This window comes from Flagellimonas profundi (genome assembly GCF_017313275.1).
Lineage (GTDB): Bacteria > Bacteroidota > Bacteroidia > Flavobacteriales > Flavobacteriaceae > Flagellimonas > Flagellimonas profundi.
The window spans coordinates 864,262-887,625 of record NZ_JAFLNM010000002.1 but is presented as its reverse complement, the minus strand read 5'-3'; the positions used below and the strand labels follow the sequence as shown (position 1 = coordinate 887,625).

General features: G+C 43.0%; 20 protein-coding genes. 17 read left to right on the top strand and 3 right to left on the bottom strand.

All coding sequences use genetic code 11. The features are described 5' to 3' along the window. Nucleotides 1–31: 31 nt before the first annotated feature. From J0654_RS12920 to J0654_RS12900, 5 genes are all read left to right on the top strand, one after another. Complete coding sequence (locus J0654_RS12920; protein ID WP_207029501.1) at nucleotides 32–1,033, top strand: isoaspartyl peptidase/L-asparaginase family protein; 1,002 nt, start codon at nucleotides 32–34, stop codon at nucleotides 1,031–1,033. 159 nt (nucleotides 1,034–1,192) lie between these two features. Continuing rightward, on the top strand, nucleotides 1,193–4,027 hold the full coding sequence (polA, locus tag J0654_RS12915) for a DNA polymerase I (protein WP_207029500.1): 2,835 nt from the start codon (nucleotides 1,193–1,195) through the stop codon (nucleotides 4,025–4,027). Nucleotides 4,028–4,037: 10 nt separating this feature from the next. After that, nucleotides 4,038–5,222 (top strand): MFS transporter, encoded by a 1,185-nt coding sequence (locus J0654_RS12910; protein WP_207029499.1) that lies wholly within the window; start codon nucleotides 4,038–4,040, stop codon nucleotides 5,220–5,222. 89 nt (nucleotides 5,223–5,311) lie between these two features. Beyond that, a complete protein-coding gene (locus J0654_RS12905) occupies nucleotides 5,312–6,130 on the top strand; it encodes an NIPSNAP family protein (protein ID WP_207029498.1) in 819 nt (272 codons plus the stop codon). A 15-nt stretch (nucleotides 6,131–6,145) separates the two neighbouring features. Then, the gene (locus J0654_RS12900; protein ID WP_207029497.1) at nucleotides 6,146–6,436 is read left to right on the top strand and encodes a thioredoxin domain-containing protein; all 291 of its coding nucleotides are present in this window, start codon (nucleotides 6,146–6,148) and stop codon (nucleotides 6,434–6,436) included. Nucleotides 6,437–6,499: 63 nt separating this feature from the next. On the opposite strand, the gene J0654_RS12895 is transcribed toward J0654_RS12900, so the two are convergent. Next, the gene (locus J0654_RS12895; protein WP_207029496.1) at nucleotides 6,500–7,003 is read right to left on the bottom strand and encodes a hypothetical protein; all 504 of its coding nucleotides are present in this window, start codon (nucleotides 7,001–7,003) and stop codon (nucleotides 6,500–6,502) included. A gap of 237 nt (nucleotides 7,004–7,240) precedes the next feature. Here J0654_RS12895 and J0654_RS12890 point away from each other — a divergent pair, with 237 nt between their 5' ends. Continuing rightward, nucleotides 7,241–9,088, top strand: a complete 1,848-nt coding sequence (locus tag J0654_RS12890; protein WP_207029495.1) for a glycoside hydrolase family 2 protein — start codon at nucleotides 7,241–7,243, stop codon at nucleotides 9,086–9,088. A 41-nt stretch (nucleotides 9,089–9,129) separates the two neighbouring features. Then, nucleotides 9,130–9,867 (top strand): sulfite exporter TauE/SafE family protein, encoded by a 738-nt coding sequence (locus J0654_RS12885; protein WP_207029494.1) that lies wholly within the window; start codon nucleotides 9,130–9,132, stop codon nucleotides 9,865–9,867. Here J0654_RS12885 and J0654_RS12880 read toward each other — a convergent pair. Continuing rightward, nucleotides 9,864–10,310, bottom strand: coding sequence for a MarR family winged helix-turn-helix transcriptional regulator (locus J0654_RS12880; RefSeq protein ID WP_207029493.1), 447 nt, complete (start codon nucleotides 10,308–10,310; stop codon nucleotides 9,864–9,866). The two genes, J0654_RS12885 and J0654_RS12880, sit on opposite strands and share 4 nt — an antisense overlap. A 177-nt stretch (nucleotides 10,311–10,487) precedes the next feature. Here J0654_RS12880 and hppD point away from each other — a divergent pair, with 177 nt between their 5' ends. The 5 genes from hppD (at nucleotide 10,488) to hisC (ending at nucleotide 16,292) form a co-directional block, all read left to right on the top strand. Further along, entirely contained in the window at nucleotides 10,488–11,621 is a 1,134-nt protein-coding gene (hppD, locus tag J0654_RS12875) for a 4-hydroxyphenylpyruvate dioxygenase (RefSeq protein ID WP_207029492.1), read from the top strand. 78 nt (nucleotides 11,622–11,699) lie between these two features. Next, a complete protein-coding gene (locus J0654_RS12870) occupies nucleotides 11,700–12,857 on the top strand; it encodes a homogentisate 1,2-dioxygenase (RefSeq protein ID WP_207029491.1) in 1,158 nt (385 codons plus the stop codon). A 111-nt stretch (nucleotides 12,858–12,968) separates the two neighbouring features. Continuing rightward, on the top strand, nucleotides 12,969–14,189 hold the full coding sequence (gene fahA, locus J0654_RS12865) for a fumarylacetoacetase (RefSeq protein WP_207029490.1): 1,221 nt from the start codon (nucleotides 12,969–12,971) through the stop codon (nucleotides 14,187–14,189). Nucleotides 14,190–14,317: 128 nt separating this feature from the next. Continuing rightward, nucleotides 14,318–15,187 (top strand): flavin reductase family protein, encoded by an 870-nt coding sequence (locus J0654_RS12860; RefSeq protein WP_207029489.1) that lies wholly within the window; start codon nucleotides 14,318–14,320, stop codon nucleotides 15,185–15,187. A 4-nt stretch (nucleotides 15,188–15,191) separates the two neighbouring features. Further along, nucleotides 15,192–16,292, top strand: a complete 1,101-nt coding sequence (gene hisC / locus J0654_RS12855; protein ID WP_207029488.1) for a histidinol-phosphate transaminase — start codon at nucleotides 15,192–15,194, stop codon at nucleotides 16,290–16,292. A 194-nt stretch (nucleotides 16,293–16,486) separates the two neighbouring features. Here the strand turns inward: hisC and J0654_RS12850 are convergent, their stop codons facing one another. Continuing rightward, nucleotides 16,487–19,138 carry a DUF5916 domain-containing protein gene (locus J0654_RS12850; RefSeq protein WP_207029487.1) on the bottom strand — a complete coding sequence of 884 codons (2,652 nt, stop codon included), beginning with the start codon at nucleotides 19,136–19,138 and terminating at the stop codon, nucleotides 16,487–16,489. A gap of 247 nt (nucleotides 19,139–19,385) precedes the next feature. Here J0654_RS12850 and rplM point away from each other — a divergent pair, with 247 nt between their 5' ends. From rplM to pyrH, 5 genes are all read left to right on the top strand, one after another. After that, nucleotides 19,386–19,841, top strand: coding sequence for a 50S ribosomal protein L13 (rplM, locus tag J0654_RS12845; RefSeq protein ID WP_207029486.1), 456 nt, complete (start codon nucleotides 19,386–19,388; stop codon nucleotides 19,839–19,841). Beyond that, nucleotides 19,841–20,227 carry a 30S ribosomal protein S9 gene (gene rpsI, locus J0654_RS12840; RefSeq protein ID WP_207029485.1) on the top strand — a complete coding sequence of 129 codons (387 nt, stop codon included), beginning with the start codon at nucleotides 19,841–19,843 and terminating at the stop codon, nucleotides 20,225–20,227. The genes rplM and rpsI overlap by 1 nt, the downstream gene beginning before the upstream one ends. A 224-nt stretch (nucleotides 20,228–20,451) precedes the next feature. Beyond that, nucleotides 20,452–21,582, top strand: coding sequence for a 30S ribosomal protein S2 (gene rpsB / locus J0654_RS12835; RefSeq protein ID WP_207029484.1), 1,131 nt, complete (start codon nucleotides 20,452–20,454; stop codon nucleotides 21,580–21,582). Nucleotides 21,583–21,661: 79 nt separating this feature from the next. Then, complete coding sequence (gene tsf, locus J0654_RS12830) at nucleotides 21,662–22,486, top strand: translation elongation factor Ts (protein WP_207029483.1); 825 nt, start codon at nucleotides 21,662–21,664, stop codon at nucleotides 22,484–22,486. Between the two features lie 132 nt (nucleotides 22,487–22,618). Beyond that, entirely contained in the window at nucleotides 22,619–23,326 is a 708-nt protein-coding gene (gene pyrH, locus J0654_RS12825) for a UMP kinase (protein WP_207029482.1), read from the top strand. Nucleotides 23,327–23,364 lie beyond the last annotated feature (38 nt).

Genomic DNA, 23,364 nt, shown 5'->3' with positions numbered 1-23,364 from the left:
TTATAACCCTTAAAAGTAAACATACCAACCCATGGAACGACGCAAATTCCTGAAAAATTCCAGTCTGTCCGCCGCAGGACTGGTTTCCGCTTCCACATTGGTCGCCTGTAAAACAGAACCAAAGTCCGAAACTGTCCCAGCAGCAACAATTCCAACCCCTGACCCCATAAAACCGATCGTGGTCTGCACTTGGAACTTTTTCAATGCTTCTGAAAAAGCATGGGAGGTCCTAAAATCTGGAGGTAATGCCCTGGATGCCGTGGAACAAGGCGTTATGGTCGAGGAAGCCGATGAAACCAACGAGACCGTGGGCAAGGGCGGCCGCCCCGATCGTGATGGAAACGTAACCTTGGACGCCTGCATTATGGATAAGGATGGTAATTGTGGTTCCGTGGTCTGCATGCAGAATATTGTGCATCCTGTTTCCGTGGCCCGAAAGGTGATGAAAGAAACTCCGCACATTATCTTGGCGGGCAAGGGTGCCGAAAAATTCGCCTACGAACAAGGCTTTAAAAAGGAAGACCTGTTGACCGAAAGCACACGAAAACAATACGAAGAATGGTTAAAAACCTCCAAATATGAGACGACCATCAACATAGAAAACCATGACACCATTGGTATGCTTGCCATTGATGATAATGGCGACATTGCAGGAGCTTGCACCACTAGCGGCATGGCCTACAAAGTAGCAGGGCGCGTTGGTGACTCCCCCATTATTGGCGCTGGACTGTTTATCGACAACGAAGTGGGCGGTGCCACCGCCACGGGGGTCGGCGAGGAAGTGATCCGTACGGTAGGCAGTTTTTTGATCGTGGAATTGATGCGACAGGGAAAAAGTCCACAGGAAGCCTGTGAGGAGGGCGTAAAACGTATCATGAAAAAAAACGAAGGTCGAAAAGATTTCCAAATTGGGTTCTTGGCCATTAATAAAAATGGGGAAACTGGCGGTTACTGTGTGCACCCGGGATTCACCTATCGGGAATATTCCGACAATGGGCACGAAAATCGAGAAGTGGTCAGTTTTTATGAATAGAGATGGGATTTAGAATGCTTCGCTGTTAGATTCAAAAATGAAGACTACTGAAATCTTATATCTGATATCTGACATCTTTTAAACCGCAATTCGTACTTTTAATCCCCTACCCTTTTTGGGTACTGCTAATTGTTTATTGAACATTCTTAACCAAATAAAATGTCCGAACAAAAAAGACTCTTTCTTTTAGACGCCTACGCGCTTATTTTTCGTGGCTACTACGCCCTCATCAAAAACCCAAGAATCAACTCCAAGGGAATGGACACCTCCGCCATTATGGGATTTGTGAATTCCCTTTTTGATGTGATCAAACGTGAGCAGCCCGACCATTTGGCCGTTGCCTTTGATAAGGGAGGTAGTGTAGAGCGTACAGAAATGTTCGAGGACTACAAAGCCAATCGAGACGAAACACCGGATGCCATTCGTATTGCCGTTCCCTACATTCAACAAATTTTGGAAGCCATGAAAATTCCCGTAGTGGAATTGGAGGGCTATGAGGCCGATGACCTTATCGGCACCTTGGCCAAACAGGCCGAGAAGGAAAATTACAAGGTGTTTATGGTAACGCCCGACAAAGATTTTGGCCAATTGGTGAGCGAGAACATTTTTATGTACCGTCCTGCGCGAATGGGGAATGGCATCGAGATTTGGGGCATCCCCGAAGTACAAAAACGCTTTGGCGTAAAGCGACCCGAGCAGGTAATCGATTATTTGGGAATGATGGGGGATGCCAGCGACAATATTCCAGGACTTCCCGGCGTCGGCGACAAAACGGCCAAAAAATTCATCGATCAGTTCGATTCCATGGAAGGACTATTGGCGAATACCGACCAGCTCAAAGGCAAAATGAAGGAGAAAGTCGAGGATAATGCAGAACTGGGAAGATTATCCAGAAAATTGGCAGAGATCAAGACCGATTGCGATGTACAATTCCATGCAGAGGATTACGAAATGTGTCCGCCCGATGCCGAAAAAGTCCAAGAAATCTTTGAGGAACTCGAATTCCGCAGACTAAAGGACCAATTCATTAAAATATTCACGGGCGAAGCGGAAGCAAGCACCCAAGTTACGAATACCAAAACGGCCAAAGAAGAAGCAAAGGTTGCCGGCAGCGGTCAGTTTACCTTGTTTGGTGGAGATCCTTCGGAAGCCGGTGCCACTATCAAGGATGTAAACAGCCGAATGACCATTGGTGATGTGCCCCATTTTTATCAGAATGTGCAAGATGGCATGGGGATGGAACTCTTTTTGGAAATGCTGATGAAACAACCTTCTGTCTGTTTTGATACCGAGACTACTTCCCTCAATCCATTGGAAGCTGAATTGGTGGGAATTGCTTTTAGCTGGTCACCCGGCAAAGGGTTTTACGTGCCCTTCCCCGATAATGAGAACGATGCCAAACCGTTGATCGAAAAATTGCGTCCATTTTTTGAATCCGAGGACATTGAAAAGGTGGGGCAAAACCTTAAGTACGACATCAAGGTAATGCAAAACTACGGCGTAGAGGTCAAGGGCAAATTGTTCGATACCATGCTGGCCCACTACCTCATTAACCCTGACATGCGCCACAATATGGACGTCCTGTCCGAGACCTACCTCAACTATACCCCTATTTCCATTACCGAGCTTATTGGCAAAAAAGGTAAGAACCAGCTCAGTATGCGCGAGGTTCCTTTGGAAAAACAAACGGAATATGCCGTGGAGGATGCCGATATCACTTTTCAGTTGGGTCTAAAATTCACACCAGAGCTCAAAGAGGCCCATACCGATAAGTTGTTTGATGAGATTGAAATTCCATTGCTACGGGTTTTGGCGGATATGGAACTGGAAGGTATCAATCTGGATAAGGAGTTTTTGAATAGCCTTTCGGAGCAATTGGACAAGGATATCAAAGAACTGGAACAGAAAATTTATGAAGAAGCGGGAGAAGAGTTCAACATTGCATCCCCAAAACAGTTGGGCGAAATTCTTTTTGGCAAACTGAAGCTGGTGGACAAACCAAAAAAGACCAAAACAGGTCAATTTTCCACCTCGGAAGATGTGCTCTCGTACTTAGCAAAGGACCACGAAATCATTCAAAATGTGCTGGACTACCGCGGCTTGGCCAAACTAAAAAGTACGTATGTGGATGCATTGCCCAACGAGGTACAGGAAAAAACAGGGCGGGTACATACCGATTATATGCAAACCGTTGCCGCTACGGGGCGTTTGAGCAGCAATAACCCGAACTTACAAAATATTCCCATCCGCACGGAGCGGGGACGACAAGTGCGAAAGGCTTTTATTCCACGGGATGAAAACTATGTGTTGATGGCTGCGGATTACTCCCAAATAGAATTACGGATTATCGCTGCCTTGAGCGAAGAGGACACCATGATCTCTGCTTTTAAAAATGGAGAAGATATTCACGCTTCCACGGCATCCAAAGTATTTAACGTACCCATTGACGAAGTGACCCGTGAACAGCGTAGCAATGCAAAAACAGTAAACTTTGGGATTATTTATGGGGTGTCGGCCTTTGGTTTGAGCAACCAAACGGATTTGAGCCGTACCGAGGCCAAGGAACTTATAGACACCTATTACAAAACCTATCCAAAATTGCGCAATTACATCAGTGATCAGGTGGATTTTGCACGTGAACATGGATATGTGCAAACAGTGTTGGGCCGTAGGAGATATCTAAAAGATATTAATGCGGGCAACCAAGTGGTGCGCGGTGCAGCAGAACGAAACGCGGTAAATGCTCCCATTCAAGGTAGCGCTGCGGATATCATCAAAATTGCGATGATCAACATCCATAAAAAACTTTCCGAAGGCAAGTACAAGACCAAAATGTTGTTACAGGTGCATGATGAATTAGTGTTTGATTGCTACAAACCTGAACTGGAAGAGATGAAGAAACTCATTAAATCCGAAATGGAACACGCCTACAAACTATCCGTACCCTTGGATGTGGAAGTAGGCATTGGCGAGAACTGGTTGGAGGCGCATTAGAGAATCCTTAATGAAGCCCTCAAAAATCATACTCCCTATCATCGTGTTGTCCCAGTTTTGCTGTACATCACTTTGGTTTGCGGGCAATGGCGTAATGCCCGACTTGGTGGCCACTTTCGGACTAAGTGAAAGTGCCGTAGGGCATTTGACTTCGGCGGTTCAGTTTGGTTTTATTATCGGTACCTTGGTCTTTGCCATTTTATCCATTGCAGACCGTTTTTCTCCATCCAAGGTATTTTTGGTTTGTGCCTTACTGGGAGGACTGTTCAATTTAGGAGTCATCTGGGAAGGCAACGGCTTGGGCAGCATACTCAGCTTTCGTTTTTTTACAGGATTTTTCCTTGCTGGCATCTACCCCGTAGGCATGAAGATTGCTGCAGATTATTTCGAAAAAGGATTGGGCAAATCCCTGGGCTTTTTGGTCGGCGCTTTAGTAGTCGGCACAGCGTTTCCCCATTTATTAAAAAACATGACCCATGCCTTTCCTTGGAAAATGGTATTGGTGGCCACCTCATGCTTGGCTGTTTTGGGCGGTACACTTATGGTAAGTTTGGTACCCGATGGCCCCTACCGAAAACCAAGTCAAAAAATAGAATTATCAGCTTTTTTTAAAGTGTTCCGGAATGGCAGTTTTCGTTCTGCAGCCTTTGGCTATTTTGGCCATATGTGGGAACTCTACACCTTTTGGGCCTTTGTTCCCATCATGTTAACCACATATACGTTACTACATCCAACCATTACCTTCAATATCCCTTTGTTATCGTTCTTGATCATAGGCATTGGCGGTTTAGCTTGCGTATTGGGAGGGTATTTGGCACAGCTCATGGGAACCAAGCGGGTCGCATTTATCGTCTTATTGCTTTCCGGTATTTGCTGTATGATTTCCCCTTTACTATTTGCTCAGGAATCCGAAGTGCTATTTGTTGCTTTCCTCATATTTTGGGGTATGGTGGTTATTGCGGATTCTCCCCTATTTTCAACCTTGGTGGCACAGAATGCATCGGCCGAAATAAAGGGAACTGCACTCACTATTGTGAACTGTATTGGGTTTGCCATCACCATTGTCAGTATTCAATTGCTCAATGAAATGAGGACTTGGACAGATTCCAATATGGTTTATATGATTTTGGCACTGGGGCCTATTTTGGGTTTGATTGCCCTGATTTCAAAAGACAGCGCATCGAAGGCCAAATAGTCGACCTAACTATCACCAAATAAATCCCTATCTTGAATCATTACTTTTGAATCAACGTTAATAACCCACATCAAATTCAACCACACAAAATGAAAACCATCAAACTACTATCGCTGTTGATTGCAATTGCCATGGCAAGCTGCGGCAATCCAAACCCCGAGACCAAAGAAACACCTGAAACTCCAGAAACTGCAGAAGAAGGACGGGAATTTTACCAACTTAAAATCTACTCCTTTAGTTCCGATGAACAAGTGGCTACGGTGGACAACTACCTAAAAAATGCATTTATGCCCGCCGTAAAAAAACAGGGCATCGACCAAGTAGGAGTATTTAAATTTCGTACCAATGAAAACGATACCATCCAAAAAACCTTTGTTTTACTGCCTTTTGAAAGTTTGGAACAGTTCCAGGATTTGGACAGTAAACTCCTGGAAGACGAGACCTATACTGCCGCAGGGAGTGCATATATCGATGCGAATTATGACAATCCGCCCTACGATCATATTGAGTCCATTCTATTGCAGGCCTTTACCGATATGCCGATGATGAAGGTTCCAAATTTGGACGGTCCAAGATCTGAACGCGTCTATGAGTTGCGTAGCTATGAATCACCCACCGAAAAATACTATCGCAACAAGGTGGATATGTTCAACGCCGGCGGCGAGGTAACACTGTTCGACCGATTGGATTTCAATGCCGTATTTTATGGGGAGGTGCTTTCCGGGCCAAAAATGCCCAATTTAATGTATATGACCACCCATGCGGATATGCCCACTAGGGACAAAAACTGGGAAGCCTTTGTAGATTCGCCTGAGTGGAAAGAACTGATTGCCATGCCCAAATATGAAAATAATGTGAACCATGCCGATATTTGGTTTTTATACCCTACAGAATATTCGGATTATTGATTTCAAAAAATCCATATGATAGAAACGCAAACCTTAGACCTCATTTATTTTACGGGCAAAACCTGTGGCGTCTGTAAGGTGTTAAAACCAAAGTTGCTGGAAGCCGTAAAGGAAAATTTTCCAAAAGTGAACATTAGAGTAGTAGATGTGGAGGAGGAAGTGGAGTTTACAGGACAATCCATGGTATTTACCTTACCGGTGGTCATCATAAAGGCAGATGACAGGGAAATGGCCCGTTTTGCCAGAAGTTTTTCAGTATATGAGGTATTGCAAAAATTAAAACGGCTCAGTGGGGGGTTAATCTAACTTTTAAATAGTAAAAAAGGCACCCAATCGGTGCCTTTTTCATTCCTTTTCATAGCTTAATGATCAATTGCCAAAACTATTGGCCAATCGTGGTTTTTGACTTTTGCTCCCAATAAACAAATCCGTAAGCGGTTTAAAGTGTCGCTTCCACTGGTAGGGAGAAAAGTCAAACCACAATTTAACTTCAGGGGCATTGCCTTCCTCAACCGTAAACCCATTTTCAATCTGAAAATCCAAACGGTTGAACGAATTGGCCGATTCGGCCACCCCATCCCGGTAAATAAACTGGTTGCCCCAACCCGCTGTATAAAAGCGAAAAGCTTTGTATTTACCTTGGGGCAAGGAAAGCACGCTTTTGGAACGTATAAAGTTCCCTGAAGCAATTCCTTTTAGGGTTACTGGGTTCTGACCGGGAAAATCTATAATAAAGTGCTCATTACCGTGCTCGTCGATTGCAGAGAACTTGGTAATGTTAAGGGACATTTCTGAAACATGGTGTGCCGTTGCGGCCTCATTTTTCAAGATCAACTCAGTTCCATGGGTTTCGGCAGCATATGCAGCTGTCATAACACTTGGGACATATGGGACTGTTGACCACATTGTCGGATAAAAATTCGTGTTTTTCATAGCAGTTGTATATCTAAGTTATACAAGGACAAAGTTGAGGTGGTTTTATTGCCCCAACTTCCAATGGATTGTCCAGTTTATATGCTTAATTAACACAAAATCGACATTTTAAGATTTTATTAGGGTAAAATGACATAAATAACAAGTTTCCTATCTTTAGTACTCCAACACGAGCACATGAAAAACATTGTTTTAGGCCTGGTGTTCATACTCGGCTGTAATACGCATATCTGGTCGCAAGAACCCGATGCCTTGATGATCAACACCTTTAACCGAAAAACCACCTCCCTCAATGGAGTATGGCATTACATTGTAGATCCATACGAAAATGGGTATTACAATTATCGCTACGAACCGTTCGACCAACAGGAACAGGTTTCGGCCAATGCCTATTTTACCAATACAAAGGCCCAGCGTCCTTCAGATTTAATCGAATATAATTTTGATGAATCCGATACTTTGCAAGTTCCTGGGGATTGGAACACCCAAAAAGAGAAACTCTACTATTACGAAGGCACGATCTGGTACAAGAAATCTTTTGATTATACCAAGACGGAAGATAGCAACAGGGTGTTTTTATATGTAGGAGCTGCCAATTACAAAACAGAAGCCTACTTAAATGGCAAAAAGTTGGGTGCTCACCTTGGGGGGTTCACGCCTTTTAATTTTGAAGTGACCGATCTATTGAAGGAAAAGGACAACTTTATCATTTTTAAGATAGACAATAAGCGGTCCAAAGAGGGTGTCCCTACCCTAAATACCGATTGGTGGAACTATGGCGGCATCACTCGGGACGTAAAATTGGTCGAAACACCATTAACCTACATTCTTGACTATTTTATCCATTTGGATACTGAGGACAACCATATCATCAAAGGTGAGGTCAACCTAAAAGGTGAAGCCAATTCCGCTCATGAAGTTACGGTGGAAATACCAGAATTGGGTATCAAAAAGAAGTTGGTCACAGATGCTTCGGGCCAGGGCAGTTTCGAAATCAAATCCAGAAAAATTGACTACTGGTCACCCGAAAATCCCAAGCTATATGAAGTATCTTTTTCAACTAATGAAGAACAACTGAAAGACCAAATAGGATTCCGAACCATTAGCACCCAAGAAGATGATATCCTTTTGAATGGGGAACCCATACTGCTCAAAGGTATCAGTCTGCATGAAGAAAGCCCTATCACCAAAGGAAGAGCGAATTCCAGGGCAGATGCCGAGAAAGTCTTGGGATGGATCAAGGAAATGGGCGGAAACTACGTTCGTTTGTCCCACTATCCGCACAATGAGCACATTATTAGGCTTGCGGACGAGATGGGTATTTTGGTCTGGGAAGAGAATCCGGTCTATTGGACCATTCAATGGAACAACCCGAATACCTATGCGAATGCAGAAAATCAGTTGCAAGAAATGATGCAACGGGACAAAAACCGGGCTGCGGTCATCATCTGGTCCATGGCCAACGAAACTCCCGTGAGCGATGTGCGGACTGCTTTTTTGACCAATCTCATTAAAACAGCAAGAAAAATAGATTCCACCCGACTGATCAGTGCCGCATTGGAACAGAGTAGCGACCCAAACAACCCTAACATTAAACATATTGATGATCCCATGGCCGAATTGGTGGATGTACTCAGTTTTAACCAATACATAGGATGGTACGGAGGAACCCCCGATCTGGCAAGAATTACAGAATGGGAAATCACTCAAAACAAGCCCGTTATCGTTTCTGAGTTCGGGGCAGGTGCCAAACAGGGTCTTCACGGTGATAGAAACACACGATGGACCGAGGAATACCAAGAATATCTGTATCAAGAAACCTTGGCAATGCTGCAGAAAATTGACCAGTTAAAAGGCATGTCCCCCTGGATTTTGGTGGATTTTAGATCGCCCCGAAGACCATTGCCCAACATACAGGACGATTATAACCGAAAAGGATTGATCTCGGAAGAGGGTAAAAAGAAAAAAGCCTTTTGGGTACTGAAAGGCTTTTATGATACTTGGAATAAGTCAGGAAATAAATAGCATAAAAAGAGTACCTTTCTTTTTCTAGGAATCGATAAGTCGTGAAGATAAGCTACATTTTTCTCCTATTGGCTTTGGCTGCGGAAATCATTGGCACCATTGGTGGCTTCGGTTCTTCGGTGTTCTTTGTGCCACTCGGTAATTTTTACTTTGATTTTTACTCGGTTCTTGGCATGACGGCCATTTTCCATCTGTCCAGCAACGTCAGTAAAATATTCCTGTTCAAAAAAGGGTTGGACAAAAAGCTATTGTTGTACATCGGTGTCCCTTCGGTACTATTTGTTATTGCAGGTGGATTCTTATCCAAAATAGTGGATACCGGCTCATTGGAAATTATTTTGGGGATATTTCTCGTTGTTTTTAGTCTACTGTTTTTGATAAAAAATGAAATTATGGTACTTCCCAACAAAAGGAACTCCATAATCGGAGGTTCACTATCTGGTTTTTCGGCGGGATTATTGGGTACTGGAGGGGCCATTAGAGGACTTACCATGGCGGCATTCAATCTGGAAAAACATGCCTTTATCGCCACCTCTGCCTTTATTGATTTTATGATTGATTTTTCGCGAACTTTTGTCTATTACGAAAATGGATATATCGGGAAGCAGGAATTAACCTATCTGCCTTTTTTATTCGCTATTGGTTTGGTGGGCACTTATTTAGGAAAAAGAATACTGCATTACATTCCGCAAGGAAAATTCCGAAGGTTAAGCCTCATCTTTATTTTACTTATTGGGTTGGCCACTATAGCCAAGTTGACTTTTGACCATTTGAACTAATTTTCTTCATAATTATCCCCTATCGTATCCAAAACCTTTAAAAAGGTTTCAAATTCCGAAGCATCCACACCTTTGACCGCTAGTTTTCGCAAAGCCAAGGCACTGGGCAGTGTAATGTCCAAAATTTCTTGCCCTTTAGGTGTCAGTTCCAGTTTAAATCGCTTTTGATCACCATCAAAACGGGTTTTGGAAATCCAGCCTTTGCGCTCCAACCCACCGATTACCCTAGAGGTGGTGGCACGGTTTCGAAAGTTCTCGTTTACAATATCACGCTGACTGGCGTTCTCCCCCAATTGGTGGATTTGATAAAGAATCACCCATTGCTCAATGGTCGTATCAACACCGAGTTCATCAAACTTACGCAGATAAGCTTTTTGAATCTTACGGAGTACCAAATCCAAATGGAACCCCATCCCCTGTATTTCATCTATACGACTGAGCATTTATTTAAGAATAGCCACAAAAATAGGGATTCCCTTTTTTCCAAGAATCATCCATCAAGGTCTTCATTAATTTTAACTCAAATTTCAGTCAACAAAATCCCTTTCGTATTTCAAAATTACTATTTTTGTTGTTGATGCAACAAAATAAGACTGAACAATAAAAAAACAGAATACATCATGGAAACAACAACACTTCCCAAAGGAGCAAATACATCTGAAGATTTTATGCCCATTAACGGGACCGATTATGTAGAGCTATATGTAGGGAATTCCAAGCAAGCAGCCCATTACTACAAATCAGCTTTCGGGTTTCAATCCTATGCGCAAGCTGGGCTTGAAACTGGACTAAAGGACCGTGAGAGCTACGTAGTGGTGCAGGATAAAATCCGTTTGGTGTTGACTTCTCCCTTAAAAAGTGGGACGGAAATAGGAAAACATATCGACAAACATGGTGATGGGGTTAAAGTTGTGGCCCTATGGGTGGATGATGCCACTGTAGCCTATAACAATGCCATGGAAAGAGGTGCCACATCCTACATGGAGCCACGAGTTGAAGAGGACAAGGATGGTAAAGTGGTCCGTTCCGGGATCTACACCTATGGTGAGACCGTGCATATTTTTGTGGAACGCAAGGATTACAATGGAACCTTTCTGCCCGGCTTTAAAAAATGGGAAACACCTGATTATAACCCAGAACCAACCGGTCTAAAGTTTGTGGACCATATGGTAGGTAATGTTGGTTGGAACAAAATGAACCATTGGGTAAAGTTTTACGAGGATGTACTTGGCTTTAAAAACATTCTTTCTTTTGACGATAACGATATTTCCACGGACTACACTGCTTTGATGAGTAAGGTGATGAGCAACGGTAACGGACGTATCAAATTTCCGATCAACGAACCTGCCGAAGGAAAGAAAAAATCCCAAGTGGAAGAGTACCTCGACTTTTATGAGGATGAAGGCGTACAGCACATTGCCGTGGCCACGGACGATATTATCCAAACCGTTCGCGATCTTAGAAGTCGTGGAGTGGAATTCTTGAGAGTTCCCGCTACATATTATGATGCCGTAACCGACCGTGTCGGTGAAATTGACGAGGACATTGCACCTTTGAAAGAATTGGGCATCTTGGTAGATCGCGATGATGAGGGATATTTGTTACAGATCTTTACCAAGCCTGTAGAGCCTCGACCAACCATGTTTTTCGAAATAATCCAAAGAAAAGGTGCACAGTCGTTTGGAAAAGGTAACTTTAAAGCATTGTTCGAAGCCATAGAACGTGAACAAGAGCTTCGCGGCACATTGCACTAAAAATTGTAAATTATAAGTGTTAAGTTTTGGGCAAGCAATGTGCTCATCACTTAACACTTATCACTTAAAACCAAAGCAATGCCTATTTATCATAAACTCGGGAAAATTCCGCAAAAACGGCATACCCAATTCGAGAAACCCGATGGTGGCCTCTATTACGAGCAGCTTTTTGGAACTATCGGTTTTGATGGGATGTCCTCACTTTCCTACCACGTTCACCGACCTACTCAGGTCAAGGAAATTGGGAAAGCTCTGGATGTAGGTCCAAAGATTGCGGTAGAAAAAAATATCACTAGCCGCAAGTTTATCGGTTTTGATGTAGCTCCCAAAGATGATTTTCTTGAAGCACGGGAACCGCTCTTGGTGAACAACGATGTTCATGTAGGTTTGGCGGCACCTAGAAAATCTGTTACGGACTATTTCTATAAAAATGCCGATGCAGACGAAATGCTCTTTATCCATAAAGGGTCGGGAACCTTGAAAACCTTTTTGGGGAACATTCCGTTTGAATATGGGGATTACCTCATCATTCCCCGTGGAATGATTTATCAAATAGAGTTTGATACAGAGGACAACCGTATTTTGTATGCTGAGTCCTTCCATCCAATTTATACCCCAAAAAGGTATCGCAACTGGTTTGGCCAACTTTTGGAACACTCCCCTTTTTGCGAACGAGACTATAAATTGCCGCAGGACCTCCAAACTTTTGATGAAAAAGGAGAGTTTTTGATGAAAATCAAAAAACAGGGTATGTTGCACCAACTCGTTTATTCCACACATCCTTTTGATGTAGTGGGATGGGACGGTTACAACTTCCCCTACGGATTTTCCATCCATAATTTTGAACCGATTACGGGGCGCGTACATCAACCGCCACCTGTTCACCAAACTTTTGAAACAGGTGCGTTCGTGGTTTGCTCATTCTGCCCAAGACTGTATGATTATCATCCAAAATCGATTCCCGCACCTTACAATCACTCCAACATAGATTCCGATGAAGTGTTGTACTATGTGGATGGTGATTTTATGAGCCGAACAGGAATTGGACCAGGATATATTTCGTTGCACCCAGCGGGTATTCCGCACGGACCGCACCCAGGCACTTACGAAGCCAGTATCGGTAAAAAAGGTACGGAAGAATTGGCCGTGATGATAGACACCTTCAAACCATTGCAAGTAACAGAAAATGCCCTCAAAATTGATGATGGCAAGTATTATAAATCGTGGTTGGAGTAAAATGAATTCGTTATTGCCTTCTGTCATTTCGAGCGCAGTCGAAGCACGATGCGGAATCCATTGTTCAAAAAGATTCCTGCCTCCGCAGGAATGACATATATGTAACATTCGATGATTATAGAAATACCTGAAAATTCAGATTTTTCGATTCACAATATCCCTTTTGGGATCTTTTCAACGCGGGACCGAAGTCCACGAGTAGGTGTCGCCGTTGGGGAATACATTCTTGATTTAGCCGCCGTTGCTGAGTTGGATGTGTTCGACTTCAACACGGCATTGCTGGAAAAGGATACCTTGAACGATTTTATTTCCCTTGGAAAGGAAGTCACCAAACGGGTCCGTAAAAAGATTCAGTATTGGCTGAAAGACGATAATTCCGTTTTAGCCGGAAAGCCCGAACTCTTCGTTAAGCAGTCCGAGGCCCACATGCATATGCCCGTAGCGGTCGGAGACTATACCGATTTTTATTCCAGTTTGGAACACGCCACCAATGTAGGGAAAATGTTCCGCGACCCCGAAAACGCCCTTTTGCCCAATTGGAAACACATTCCAGTGGGTTACCATGGCAGGGCAAGTTCCATAATTGTAAGTGGGCAGCCCATTCATCGTCCCAAAGGTCAGACAATGCCCAAAGGTGAGGACTCACCTGTTTTTGGTCCTACAAAACGCTTGGATTTTGAGCTTGAAATGGGCTTTGTCTGTGGAAAAGAAACCCAATTGGGCGAATCCATTTCCACCAAGGAAGCCGAGGATTATATTTTTGGACTGGTACTGTTCAACGATTGGTCCGCTCGTGACATTCAAAAATGGGAATATGTGCCCCTTGGTCCATTCTTGGCCAAGAACTTTGCCTCGTCTATTTCTCCATGGGTGGTGACTTTGGAAGCTTTGGAACCCTTTAGGACCCATGGTCCCAAACAAGAGCCCGAAGTATTGCCCTATCTAAAATATGAAGGCGAAAAGAACTATGATATCAACTTGGAGGTTGCCATCACACCAGAACAAGGAAAGGAAACCACCGTTTGCTTTAGCAATTTTAAACATATGTACTGGAATATGGCCCAGCAATTGGCGCATCATACGGTAAACGGTTGTAACATTAACATTGGGGATATGATGGCCTCCGGAACCATTTCCGGTAAAGAAGAAAACAGTTTTGGCTCCATGCTCGAATTGTCTTGGGGTGGCACAAGACCCATCAAATTAAAAGATGGAACGGAACGAAAATTTATTGAAGATGGTGATACGGTAACGATGAGGGGTTACGCCCAAAAAGACGATATTAGAGTCGGCTTTGGTGAAGTGACCACTAAAGTGCTGCCAGCTAAATAATTTTGGTAGCTGAGCGAAGTCGAAGCTACTTGACCATTTAAATGTGACTTCGACTCCGCTCAGTCACCTAGACAGAAAACGAATAGAGATTCCTCCAGAAGTGCAGGAATGACAAAAAATCAATCTTAATGATCAAGACCTTAGACCCAACTACAATACCTCAACCGGAACTTTACAGTATTCTATCAACAGCTGTGGCGCCAAGGCCGATTTGCTTCGCCAGTACGGTGGATGCCGAAGGTAATGTAAACTTGAGCCCATACAGTTTTTTCAACGTCTTTAGTTCCAACCCTCCCGTAATGGTATTTTCCCCAACAAGGAGCGGAAGGGACAATTCCTTAAAGCACACCCACCAAAATGTGGTAGAAGTACCCGAAGTAGTAATCAATGTGGTGAACCATAAGATGGCAGAGCAGATGTCCCTCTCTAGCACGGCCTATGGGAAAGACGTGAATGAATTTGTAAAAGCTGGTTTCACCGAAGTGCCCAGTGTAAAAGTAAAACCCCCACGTGTGGGCGAAGCTCCCGTATCTTTTGAGTGCAGCGTATTGGAAGTGGTTGAATTGGGACAAATTCCCGGGGCAGGGAACTTGGTGATCGCACAAGTGGATATGATACACATCAACGACGAATACTTAACGGATGATGTGCTGGACACTGAAAAGTTGGACCTGGTAGGCCGTATGGGTGGCAACTGGTATATCCGAGCCATCAAAGAATCCTTGTTCGAGATTCCAAAACCTATCCGTACCCATGGAATTGGTGTGGATGCGTTGCCCAAGGGCATCCGTGAAAGCGATGTGCTCACAGGAAACAATTTGGGCCGATTGGGAAACTTGGAAAGTGTTCCCTCTACGGCAGATATTAAAACCATCGTAGCCAACGAAGGAGTGGAAAATGCCTCCAAAACCGAACTGCATACCATGGCCAAAAAGCTATTGGAAGAGGGCAATACGGAAAAAGCGATGGCGTATTTATTATTTGCGGAGAGTTTATAGTATTATGAAAAAAAACATCAAATCCATATTCAAGGCCCATTTGGTGCCCAAAGAGGTTTATAAGGGCGGTAAAAACATACCCCCGACCGATAAAAAAATATACAAACTGTCCTCCAATGAAAACCCCTTGGGTGCCTCGCCCAAGGCAATTGCTGCAATGAAAGCAGCGCTTGACAAGATTGACATCTACCCCGACCAGACCGACATTCGCCTGCGCGAGGCCTTGGTCCAAGATTTTGATGGTCAACTGACAGCCGACCAATTTTTATGCGGCAATAGTGGATCGGAGGTCATTGATATGCTACTTCGGGCTTTTATCAACGAAGGGGACGAAGTGATTTTTTCCAACCCTTGCTTCCTGCCCTACTCTGTTTTTTCGAGATGGTATGGCGCCCATCAGGTGGACATCCCGCTCTTGGCACCCAACTACGATTTAGACGTGGAAGGCATTTTGAATGCCATCAACGATAAGACCAAAATCATATTCTTGACCAGTCCCAACAACCCTACCGGCACTTACATTCCAAAACCGGTTATGGATGATTTTATGGCCCGTGTACCCAAGAATATTCTTGTGGTGTTCGATGAAGTCTATCGTCATTTTGCAGATGCCGAGGATTATGTTACGGCATTGCCCTATGTTTTGGAGGGTCACAATGTTATAGGTCTCAATAGTTTTTCCAAAACCTATGGTCTAGCAGGTCAGCGAATCGGATATGGCTATACCACTCCGACCATTGCCAATTATGTGCGCTTGATCCACAAACCCTTTCTGCTTCCGTTGACTTCCATTGAAGCTGCCATTGGAGCTTTGAACGATACCGAATTCATTGAAAAAACCGTAAAGACCGTTTTGGAAGGCAGAAAATATGTTGCCAAAGCCTTTGATAAACTGGGCATCAAATATTGGCCAAGTCAAGCCAACTTTTTTATCATTGACCCGCCGTTTCCCGAAATGGAATTTACGGACAAAATGATGGAGGAAGGTATAATGGTACGTCCAGTTTCACAATTTGGAGCCCCTGGCAAGGTTCGTATCACCATAGGTGATGCCGAGGCGAATGAAGCTTTGGTGAAGGCGATTCGGAAAATCACAAGCAGTTAGTAAAATGTCATTCCTGCGAAAGCAGGAATCTAAGCACCTTTATTGAGGCTTGTCAATTCAATTGATTTTTGAGGCAAGCGAAAAAAATTGTATCGAGAATCAGAATTACTAATGAAGCCTGTTTTTCGATACTTTTTCCTAAAAGAAAACACTCGTACTGACAATTGGATTCCGCATCAAGTGCGGAATGACAATTACAATACAAATCGATAGGTAGCCTTCAACAAAAAGATATTGTGCGGTTTTTGTCCAAAAATGTTATCTCCCAAACTCGGTAACAGCCCTTCGGTGGGATTTCCGGTTTGAGTCACGTCTTGCGACCATACCAAGAATATTTCCGAGCCTGGAATGTACTCCCATCGAATCACCAAATTGGAACGGAACTGCACAAAGGAGAAATCGGGATTGCCAAAACTAAAATCGGTAACACCGTCCAAGTCCTCATCTATGCCGTAGGTGCCATCGGATAACGTTGTTTGATTGGCCGTGTACTGCACAAAGCGATTTTCAAAATTTTTGGCCACTGGATCGGTAATGTGTTTGAAATTGGAGTATCTCCCCCTAGAAATAAAGGGTTGTCCCCAATATTGAATGGTCAGGTTGGGATTGATGGTATAGTTTAATCGAAATGACATGCTTAAGGTTCGCTGGTTGATTTCCCCATTAAGGTAGCGCGGAGACCCATTGACATCATCAAAATTATCAATGAACTGCAATTTATCGTGATTGATTCGCAAAGATGGAAAAGCAGAAATCCGCAGCGCATTTAATGGTTGATACACAAAACCGCCTTCCATATAATAGGTCTTTATGGAATTATCCAACGCTTTTCGTCCATTATGGAAAAAGGAAAAGCGTAATTTTTTCCTATAGTCAGTGTTAATACTGTTCCAAAAACTCATCCATGGAGATTGCCTCAACCTTGGTCCTCCCCGTAAAGCAAAGTTGGAATATTCAATGGGTGCAAAATTGAATCCGATATTGGTGCGGTAATTATTTTTCCAGTTTTGCCAACTATTTGTGTTAAACTGTAAATAATTATGGTTACCCTGAAAATCCCAAGCTGTCCAATGGTTGTAATTGATGCCCACTCGCCTAAAGGTGCTATCGGGTTTCAAAGTTTGGTAGCCAATCCAAGTATAGTGCCGCACATCGTCGGCCTGTCGTTGAAAACCAATATCGTTAAGCTCCAATTCCGGCGAACGCCAGGTAGCACCGGATTCAAACTTCCAATGGCCGTTACCTACCTTACCAATTTGAACATTCCCACCAGTTCCTGTCAGTGATGTTCTTGTTGTATCCACAGCAACATGTTCCGCACCTACCCTATTGAACAAATGTGTAATGGATTGCTGCGTATTGGTGATGGCCTCTTCACTGCCCCGGACATGGCTCATTGTAATATTGCCTCCAACATACCAATCCCGATTGGCCCATTGGTGTTTAAAGTCAAAACCTCCCGTGTAAGCGGCATCATGTAAAAAATTGAGCTGTTCGGGGATTTGTTCGCGGTTGGTAGCCGTAAAAATCCCACCAATGTAGGAGTTTCTTTGGTTAAAGTCTTTTTGTAATCTACCCACAAAATAATTGGTAAGGGGCTCCACCATTTCCTTACGAGTGTCTCCATCTCCATTTAAAATGGTAGCAGTTCGCTGAGCAGTCACACTTTCGAGCGCACCTATGGCCCATCCATCTTTGGTCTTGCCACTAAACTTTGCTGCGCCGATAATTGGCGTATTATCAGGCTGGTCCACAAACTCGCCATCAGAAGTATTCGGATATCCTTGCGGACTCCTACCAATTCTTCTTGAATAAAATATGTTATCGGAACCAAATGTATTTCCTGCCTGTGATTGGGAAACCCTGAAATCGAAAATGTTCTTGTTTTCCACAAAAAATGGACGTCGCTCCTGAAAGAATATCTGGAAACCATCCAATGCAATGGCCGATGGGTCGGCATCCACTTGCCCAAAATCGGGGTTAACGGTCAAATCCAACGTAAGATCGTTAGTGATGCCGATTTTGGCATCAAGCCCTGCTGTTATATTGTTTTCGCTCCCATCTCTAAAAGGGTTGCCCTCTTCAGCTTCGTAGGTTTCGGTTTTTGCAACTGTGTAAGGTTGAATTTCCAACTGCTTTTGCGGCTGAATGTTCTTTAGCCCATGCAATTCTCCAAACTCGCTCACCCAACCAGGCTGGTCGACTGGCTTTCGTTGCCAAACAGAACGCTCCTCATTCCTAAAAAATCGTCTAGTGGACTGAAACCCCCAAACTTGCTCTTTGGCACTTCCAAACTTTAATTGACTTAAGGGTATACGAAGCTCAGCGGTCCAACCCTCATCATCCACATGTGCCTTGGCATACCATATGGGGTTCCAACTGGAATCCCAGTTATTACCGTTATTGGAAATAAACTCATCACCCTTTACCCCAGCAGCGGTAATCGTAAAAGAGAACGCGGTACGCTTATCAAAATAGCTGTCAATGTTGAATTCGACCCAGTCCCCATCAAAACCATCCCTTCGGGACAGCCTTTTTACAATTTTATCTGGTTCTGAATCGTAACAGCGCACTCCTATATATAGGTTCTTGCTATCATACAGTATTTTAAATTTGGTTTGATGGGTAGGTGGTGTATTTTCGTCCGGCTGCCATTCGATATAATCACCTCCCCATTCCACAAGTCCCCAAGCCTCGTCTTCCAATATACCATTAATAGTAGGAGCAGCATAGTCACCCAAAGCTTGTGTGGTATACTTCTTTTTACTAATTACTTCGGTAGAATCTTGTGCTTGGGCAAAATAAATAAAGAATAGGGTCAGAAAAACCAGTGCTGCGTTTCTCACTTGATCGTTTTTTGATTAGATTGATATCGTAAAGACCCGTGAAATTGTAAGAAGTTACAGTCTATTATTTTTTTAGTCTTTTTTTAACAGTTGATAGGGTATCTTACAATCCATTTTTGGACCCGAAGATTGAATTTGAAAAAAGTGCAAAAATATTCCCAACCAACCGTTTGTAATTCAATCTAATAATTGTACATTTGCAGCCCGTTAATCGGGATAGGTTATTTAAATCAATAATATTCGAGAAGTGGACACATTAAGTTATAAAACTATTTCCGCCAATAAATCTACTGTTGACAAGCAATGGTTATTGGTTGATGCTGAAGGACAGACCTTAGGAAGATTGGCGTCTAAAGTAGCCAAAATACTTAGAGGGAAATACAAGACCAACTTTACCCCTCATGTTGATTGTGGAGACAATGTTATTGTCATCAATGCAGAAAAAATCGACATGTCCGGTAACAAATGGGACGATAAGGAATATCAAAGATATACTGGATACCCAGGTGGGCAACGTTCCGCTTCCGCTAAAGAAGTATTGGAAAAGCATCCTGAGCGAATCATTGAAAATTCGGTAAAAGGAATGCTCCCAAAGAATAAACTTGGAGCTGACTTGTTCAGAAACCTTAAGGTTTACGCCGGTGCCGAGCACGGACAAGAAGCGCAAAAACCAAAAGCTATAAACTTAAACGACTACAAATAATGGAAGTGGTTCATAAGATAGGTAGAAGAAAAACTGCTGTGGCTAGAGTATATGTTTCAGAAGGATCTGGAAACATCACAGTAAACAAAAGAGATCTAAACGATTATTTTACCACTGGTACATTGCAGTACAAAGTGAAACAACCTTTCACTTTAACCGAAACTGATGGCAACTACGACGTAAAAGTAAATGTTTACGGTGGAGGAATCACTGGTCAAGCAGAAGCTGTTCGCTTGGCATTGTCCAGAGCAATGTGCGAAATAGATGCTGAGAACAGAGCTGTTCTTAAGCCAGAAGGGTTGCTAACAAGAGACCCAAGAATGGTAGAAAGGAAGAAATTCGGTCAGAAGAAAGCCCGTAAGAAATTCCAATTCTCCAAACGTTAATATATTTTGGGTGCTTCGGCACCCAATCTTAATAAGTTCATTGAAAACCCTGAAAGTGTACATATTTCAGGGTTATATTTTTAACCAAGTTGTCGTTGTTCCAAAAGGGATAAACAAATCAACTTTTTGGAAACTAGTTTAGCATCTAAATGTGCCGGGCGAACAAAATTTTGTGACCACCAGTGCATTGCTACTTACAACGGAACGTAAACTAAGTACAAAAAATGGCAAGTAAAATTGAAGTAAAAGACTTACTGGAAGCAGGGGTGCATTTTGGGCACCTAACAAGAAAGTGGAATCCCAACATGGCTCCTTACATCTACATGGAGCGTAACGGTATCCACGTCATCAATCTCTACAAAACAGTTGCAAAATTAGAAGAGGCTAACGAAGCCCTTAAAAAAATTGCATCCTCAGGAAGAAAAATCCTTTTTGTAGCCACAAAAAAACAAGCAAAAGACATTGTAGCGGACAAAGTATCCAAAGTGAACATGCCATACATTACCGAAAGATGGCCAGGTGGTATGTTGACCAACTTTGTAACCATTCGTAAAGCTGTTAAGAAAATGGCAGCTATCGACCGCATGAAAAAAGACGGTACCTTCAACACACTTTCTAAAAAAGAAAGATTGCAAGTTGACCGTTTGCGCGCCAAGTTGGACAAAAACTTGGGTTCCATTGCGGACATGACCCGTTTGCCAGGTGCACTTTTTATCGTGGACACCATGCGTGAGCACATAGCCGTAAAGGAAGCCCAAAAATTGAACATTCCAATTTTTGCAATGGTCGATACCAACTCCGACCCTCGTGATGTTGACTACGCCATCCCATCAAACGATGATGCAGGTAAATCCATTGAAGCTATTATGGAATCCGTGACCAACGCTGTTGCTGAAGGCTTGGAAGAGCGCAAGAACGAGAAGGGCAGTGGTAAGGACAAAGAAAAGGAAGAAGCTAAAGCTGCAAAAAAAGAAGAAGCTCCAAAGAAAGAAGAAGCTCCAAAGAAAGAAGAAGCTCCGAAGAAAGAGGAAAAAGCAGCAGAAGAAAAGCCAGCAAAGAAAGCTGAAGCTGCTCCAAAAAAGGAAACCAAAAAAGAGGCTAAGCCGGACGACCTGACCAAAATTGAAGGGATAGGACCAAAAACTGCTGAAGCTTTGGTAGCCAATGGAGTAACAACCTTCGCTGAACTTGCAGATAAGGATGCTGAAACAATCAAGGAAATTTTGACAGAAGCCAGTACAACATTGGCTCATTTGGACCCAACATCGTGGCCAAAGCAAGCCAAAATGGCTGCCGATGGAAAATGGGACGAACTTAAAGAATGGCAAGATAACGTAAAAGGTGGGGTTGAATAAACCAACTGATTAAACATTATCCTAAACAAAAAACACTCCTACAGTGTTTTACTTTAATAAAATTTAAAAAGAAAAGAAAATGGCAAAGATTACTGCCGCAGAGGTAAATAAATTAAGAAAAGCTACCGGAGCTGGAATGATGGATTGTAAAAAAGCTTTGGTTGAAGCAGAAGGTGATTTCGACCAGGCTATTGAAATCCTAAGAAAAAAAGGTCAAAAAGTTGCAGCAAAAAGAGCTGACAGAGAATCTTCAGAAGGTGCAGCTATCGCTAAAGTAAATAGCGATAACACACAAGGTGTGGTTATTTCACTAAACTGTGAAACCGACTTTGTTGCCAAGAACGATAGCTTTGTAAAACTTGCAAACGACTTGGCCGATTTGGCACTTGGTTTTGATAGCAAGGATGATTTCCTAGCCGCTTCTATTGATGGAATGACGGTAGCTGATAAATTGACCGAGCAAACCGGGGTTATCGGCGAGAAAATCGAGATCGGAAGTTTTGAAAGATTGAACGCTCCCTTTGTTGGATCTTACATCCACGCTGGCAACAAAATTGCAACCTTGGTTGGTTTGTCCGCCAATGTTGATGGCGCTGCAGAAGCTGCAAAAGATGTAGCCATGCAAGCTGCCGCGATGAACCCAGTTGCCTTGAACGAGGAAGGTGTTGACCAATCCATCATCGATAAGGAAATCGAAATCGCAAAAGACCAATTGCGCGAAGAAGGTAAACCAGAAGAAATGTTGGATAAAATCGCTCAAGGTAAATTGAAGCGTTTCTTTAAAGACAACACTTTGGTGAACCAAGCTTTTATAAAAGATAGCAAGCAGAGCGTTTCCCAATACGTTAAATCTGTAGATTCCAGCTTGGAAGTTACCGGATTTACGAGGGTAGCTCTTGGTTAATTCACCAACGGCATAAATACACGAAACCGCTTCTTTTTAGAAGCGGTTTTTTTATGTCCATATCTAACCAACAATTCTTCATTTCCCGTAAAAATTTTTGATTATTTTTGTCCGGACTTCAAGAAACTTTCAATGCATTACAAAAGAATTTTATTAAAATTAAGTGGAGAAGCCTTAATGGGCGAACAACAATACGGAATAGATGCCAAGCGACTGGACGAATATGCCGAAGAAATAAAAGCCGTTGTTGAGAAAGGTGTTGAAGTTGCCATTGTAATTGGAGGTGGAAATATTTTTAGAGGCCTGGCAGGAGCAAGTCAAGGTATGGATAGGGTCCAAGGAGACCATATGGGAATGCTCGCCACTGTAATCAATGGTCTTGCCCTACAGAGTGCACTCGAACTAAATGGAGTGCAAACTAGACTACAGTCTGCCATAAAAATCAACGAAGTTGCAGAGCCATTCATAAGAAGGAGAGCCATAAGGCATCTGGAAAAAGGACGGGTTGTAATTTTTGGCGGCGGAACGGGGAATCCTTATTTCACCACGGATTCTGCTGCCGTTCTTAGAGCCATCGAAATAAAGGCTGATGTGATTTTAAAAGGAACACGTGTAGACGGGATTTACACATCAGATCCTGAAAAAGACAAAAATGCCACTAAATTTGATTCCATTTCCTTTAATGAAGTGCTTTCCAAGGGACTAAAGGTCATGGATACAACAGCATTTACACTTAGTCAAGAAAACGAATTGCCCATTGTGGTTTTTGACATGAATACGAGAGGCAACTTAATGAAAATAGTTTCAGGAGAAAATATAGGAACAGTGGTCAATGTATAGGTTGGCACACCCTTTGGTTTCAGTTTTATAAATTTGAA

Excerpts from the sequence above, each read along its gene's own strand:
- J0654_RS12920 (WP_207029501.1), top strand. The coding sequence starts at position 32 with ATGGAACGACGCAAATTCCTGAAAAATTCCAGTCTGTCCGCCGCAGGA.
- polA (WP_207029500.1), top strand. The coding sequence starts at position 1,193 with ATGTCCGAACAAAAAAGACTCTTTCTTTTAGACGCCTACGCGCTTATT.
- J0654_RS12910 (WP_207029499.1), top strand. The coding sequence starts at position 4,038 with ATGAAGCCCTCAAAAATCATACTCCCTATCATCGTGTTGTCCCAGTTT.
- J0654_RS12905 (WP_207029498.1), top strand. The coding sequence starts at position 5,312 with ATGAAAACCATCAAACTACTATCGCTGTTGATTGCAATTGCCATGGCA.
- J0654_RS12900 (WP_207029497.1), top strand. The coding sequence starts at position 6,146 with ATGATAGAAACGCAAACCTTAGACCTCATTTATTTTACGGGCAAAACC.
- J0654_RS12895 (WP_207029496.1), bottom strand. The coding sequence starts at position 7,003 with ATGACAGCTGCATATGCTGCCGAAACCCATGGAACTGAGTTGATCTTG.
- J0654_RS12890 (WP_207029495.1), top strand. The coding sequence starts at position 7,241 with ATGAAAAACATTGTTTTAGGCCTGGTGTTCATACTCGGCTGTAATACG.
- J0654_RS12880 (WP_207029493.1), bottom strand. The coding sequence starts at position 10,310 with ATGCTCAGTCGTATAGATGAAATACAGGGGATGGGGTTCCATTTGGAT.
- hppD (WP_207029492.1), top strand. The coding sequence starts at position 10,488 with ATGGAAACAACAACACTTCCCAAAGGAGCAAATACATCTGAAGATTTT.
- J0654_RS12870 (WP_207029491.1), top strand. The coding sequence starts at position 11,700 with ATGCCTATTTATCATAAACTCGGGAAAATTCCGCAAAAACGGCATACC.
- fahA (WP_207029490.1), top strand. The coding sequence starts at position 12,969 with ATGATTATAGAAATACCTGAAAATTCAGATTTTTCGATTCACAATATC.
- J0654_RS12860 (WP_207029489.1), top strand. The coding sequence starts at position 14,318 with ATGATCAAGACCTTAGACCCAACTACAATACCTCAACCGGAACTTTAC.
- hisC (WP_207029488.1), top strand. The coding sequence starts at position 15,192 with ATGAAAAAAAACATCAAATCCATATTCAAGGCCCATTTGGTGCCCAAA.
- rpsI (WP_207029485.1), top strand. The coding sequence starts at position 19,841 with ATGGAAGTGGTTCATAAGATAGGTAGAAGAAAAACTGCTGTGGCTAGA.
- rpsB (WP_207029484.1), top strand. The coding sequence starts at position 20,452 with ATGGCAAGTAAAATTGAAGTAAAAGACTTACTGGAAGCAGGGGTGCAT.
- tsf (WP_207029483.1), top strand. The coding sequence starts at position 21,662 with ATGGCAAAGATTACTGCCGCAGAGGTAAATAAATTAAGAAAAGCTACC.
- pyrH (WP_207029482.1), top strand. The coding sequence starts at position 22,619 with ATGCATTACAAAAGAATTTTATTAAAATTAAGTGGAGAAGCCTTAATG.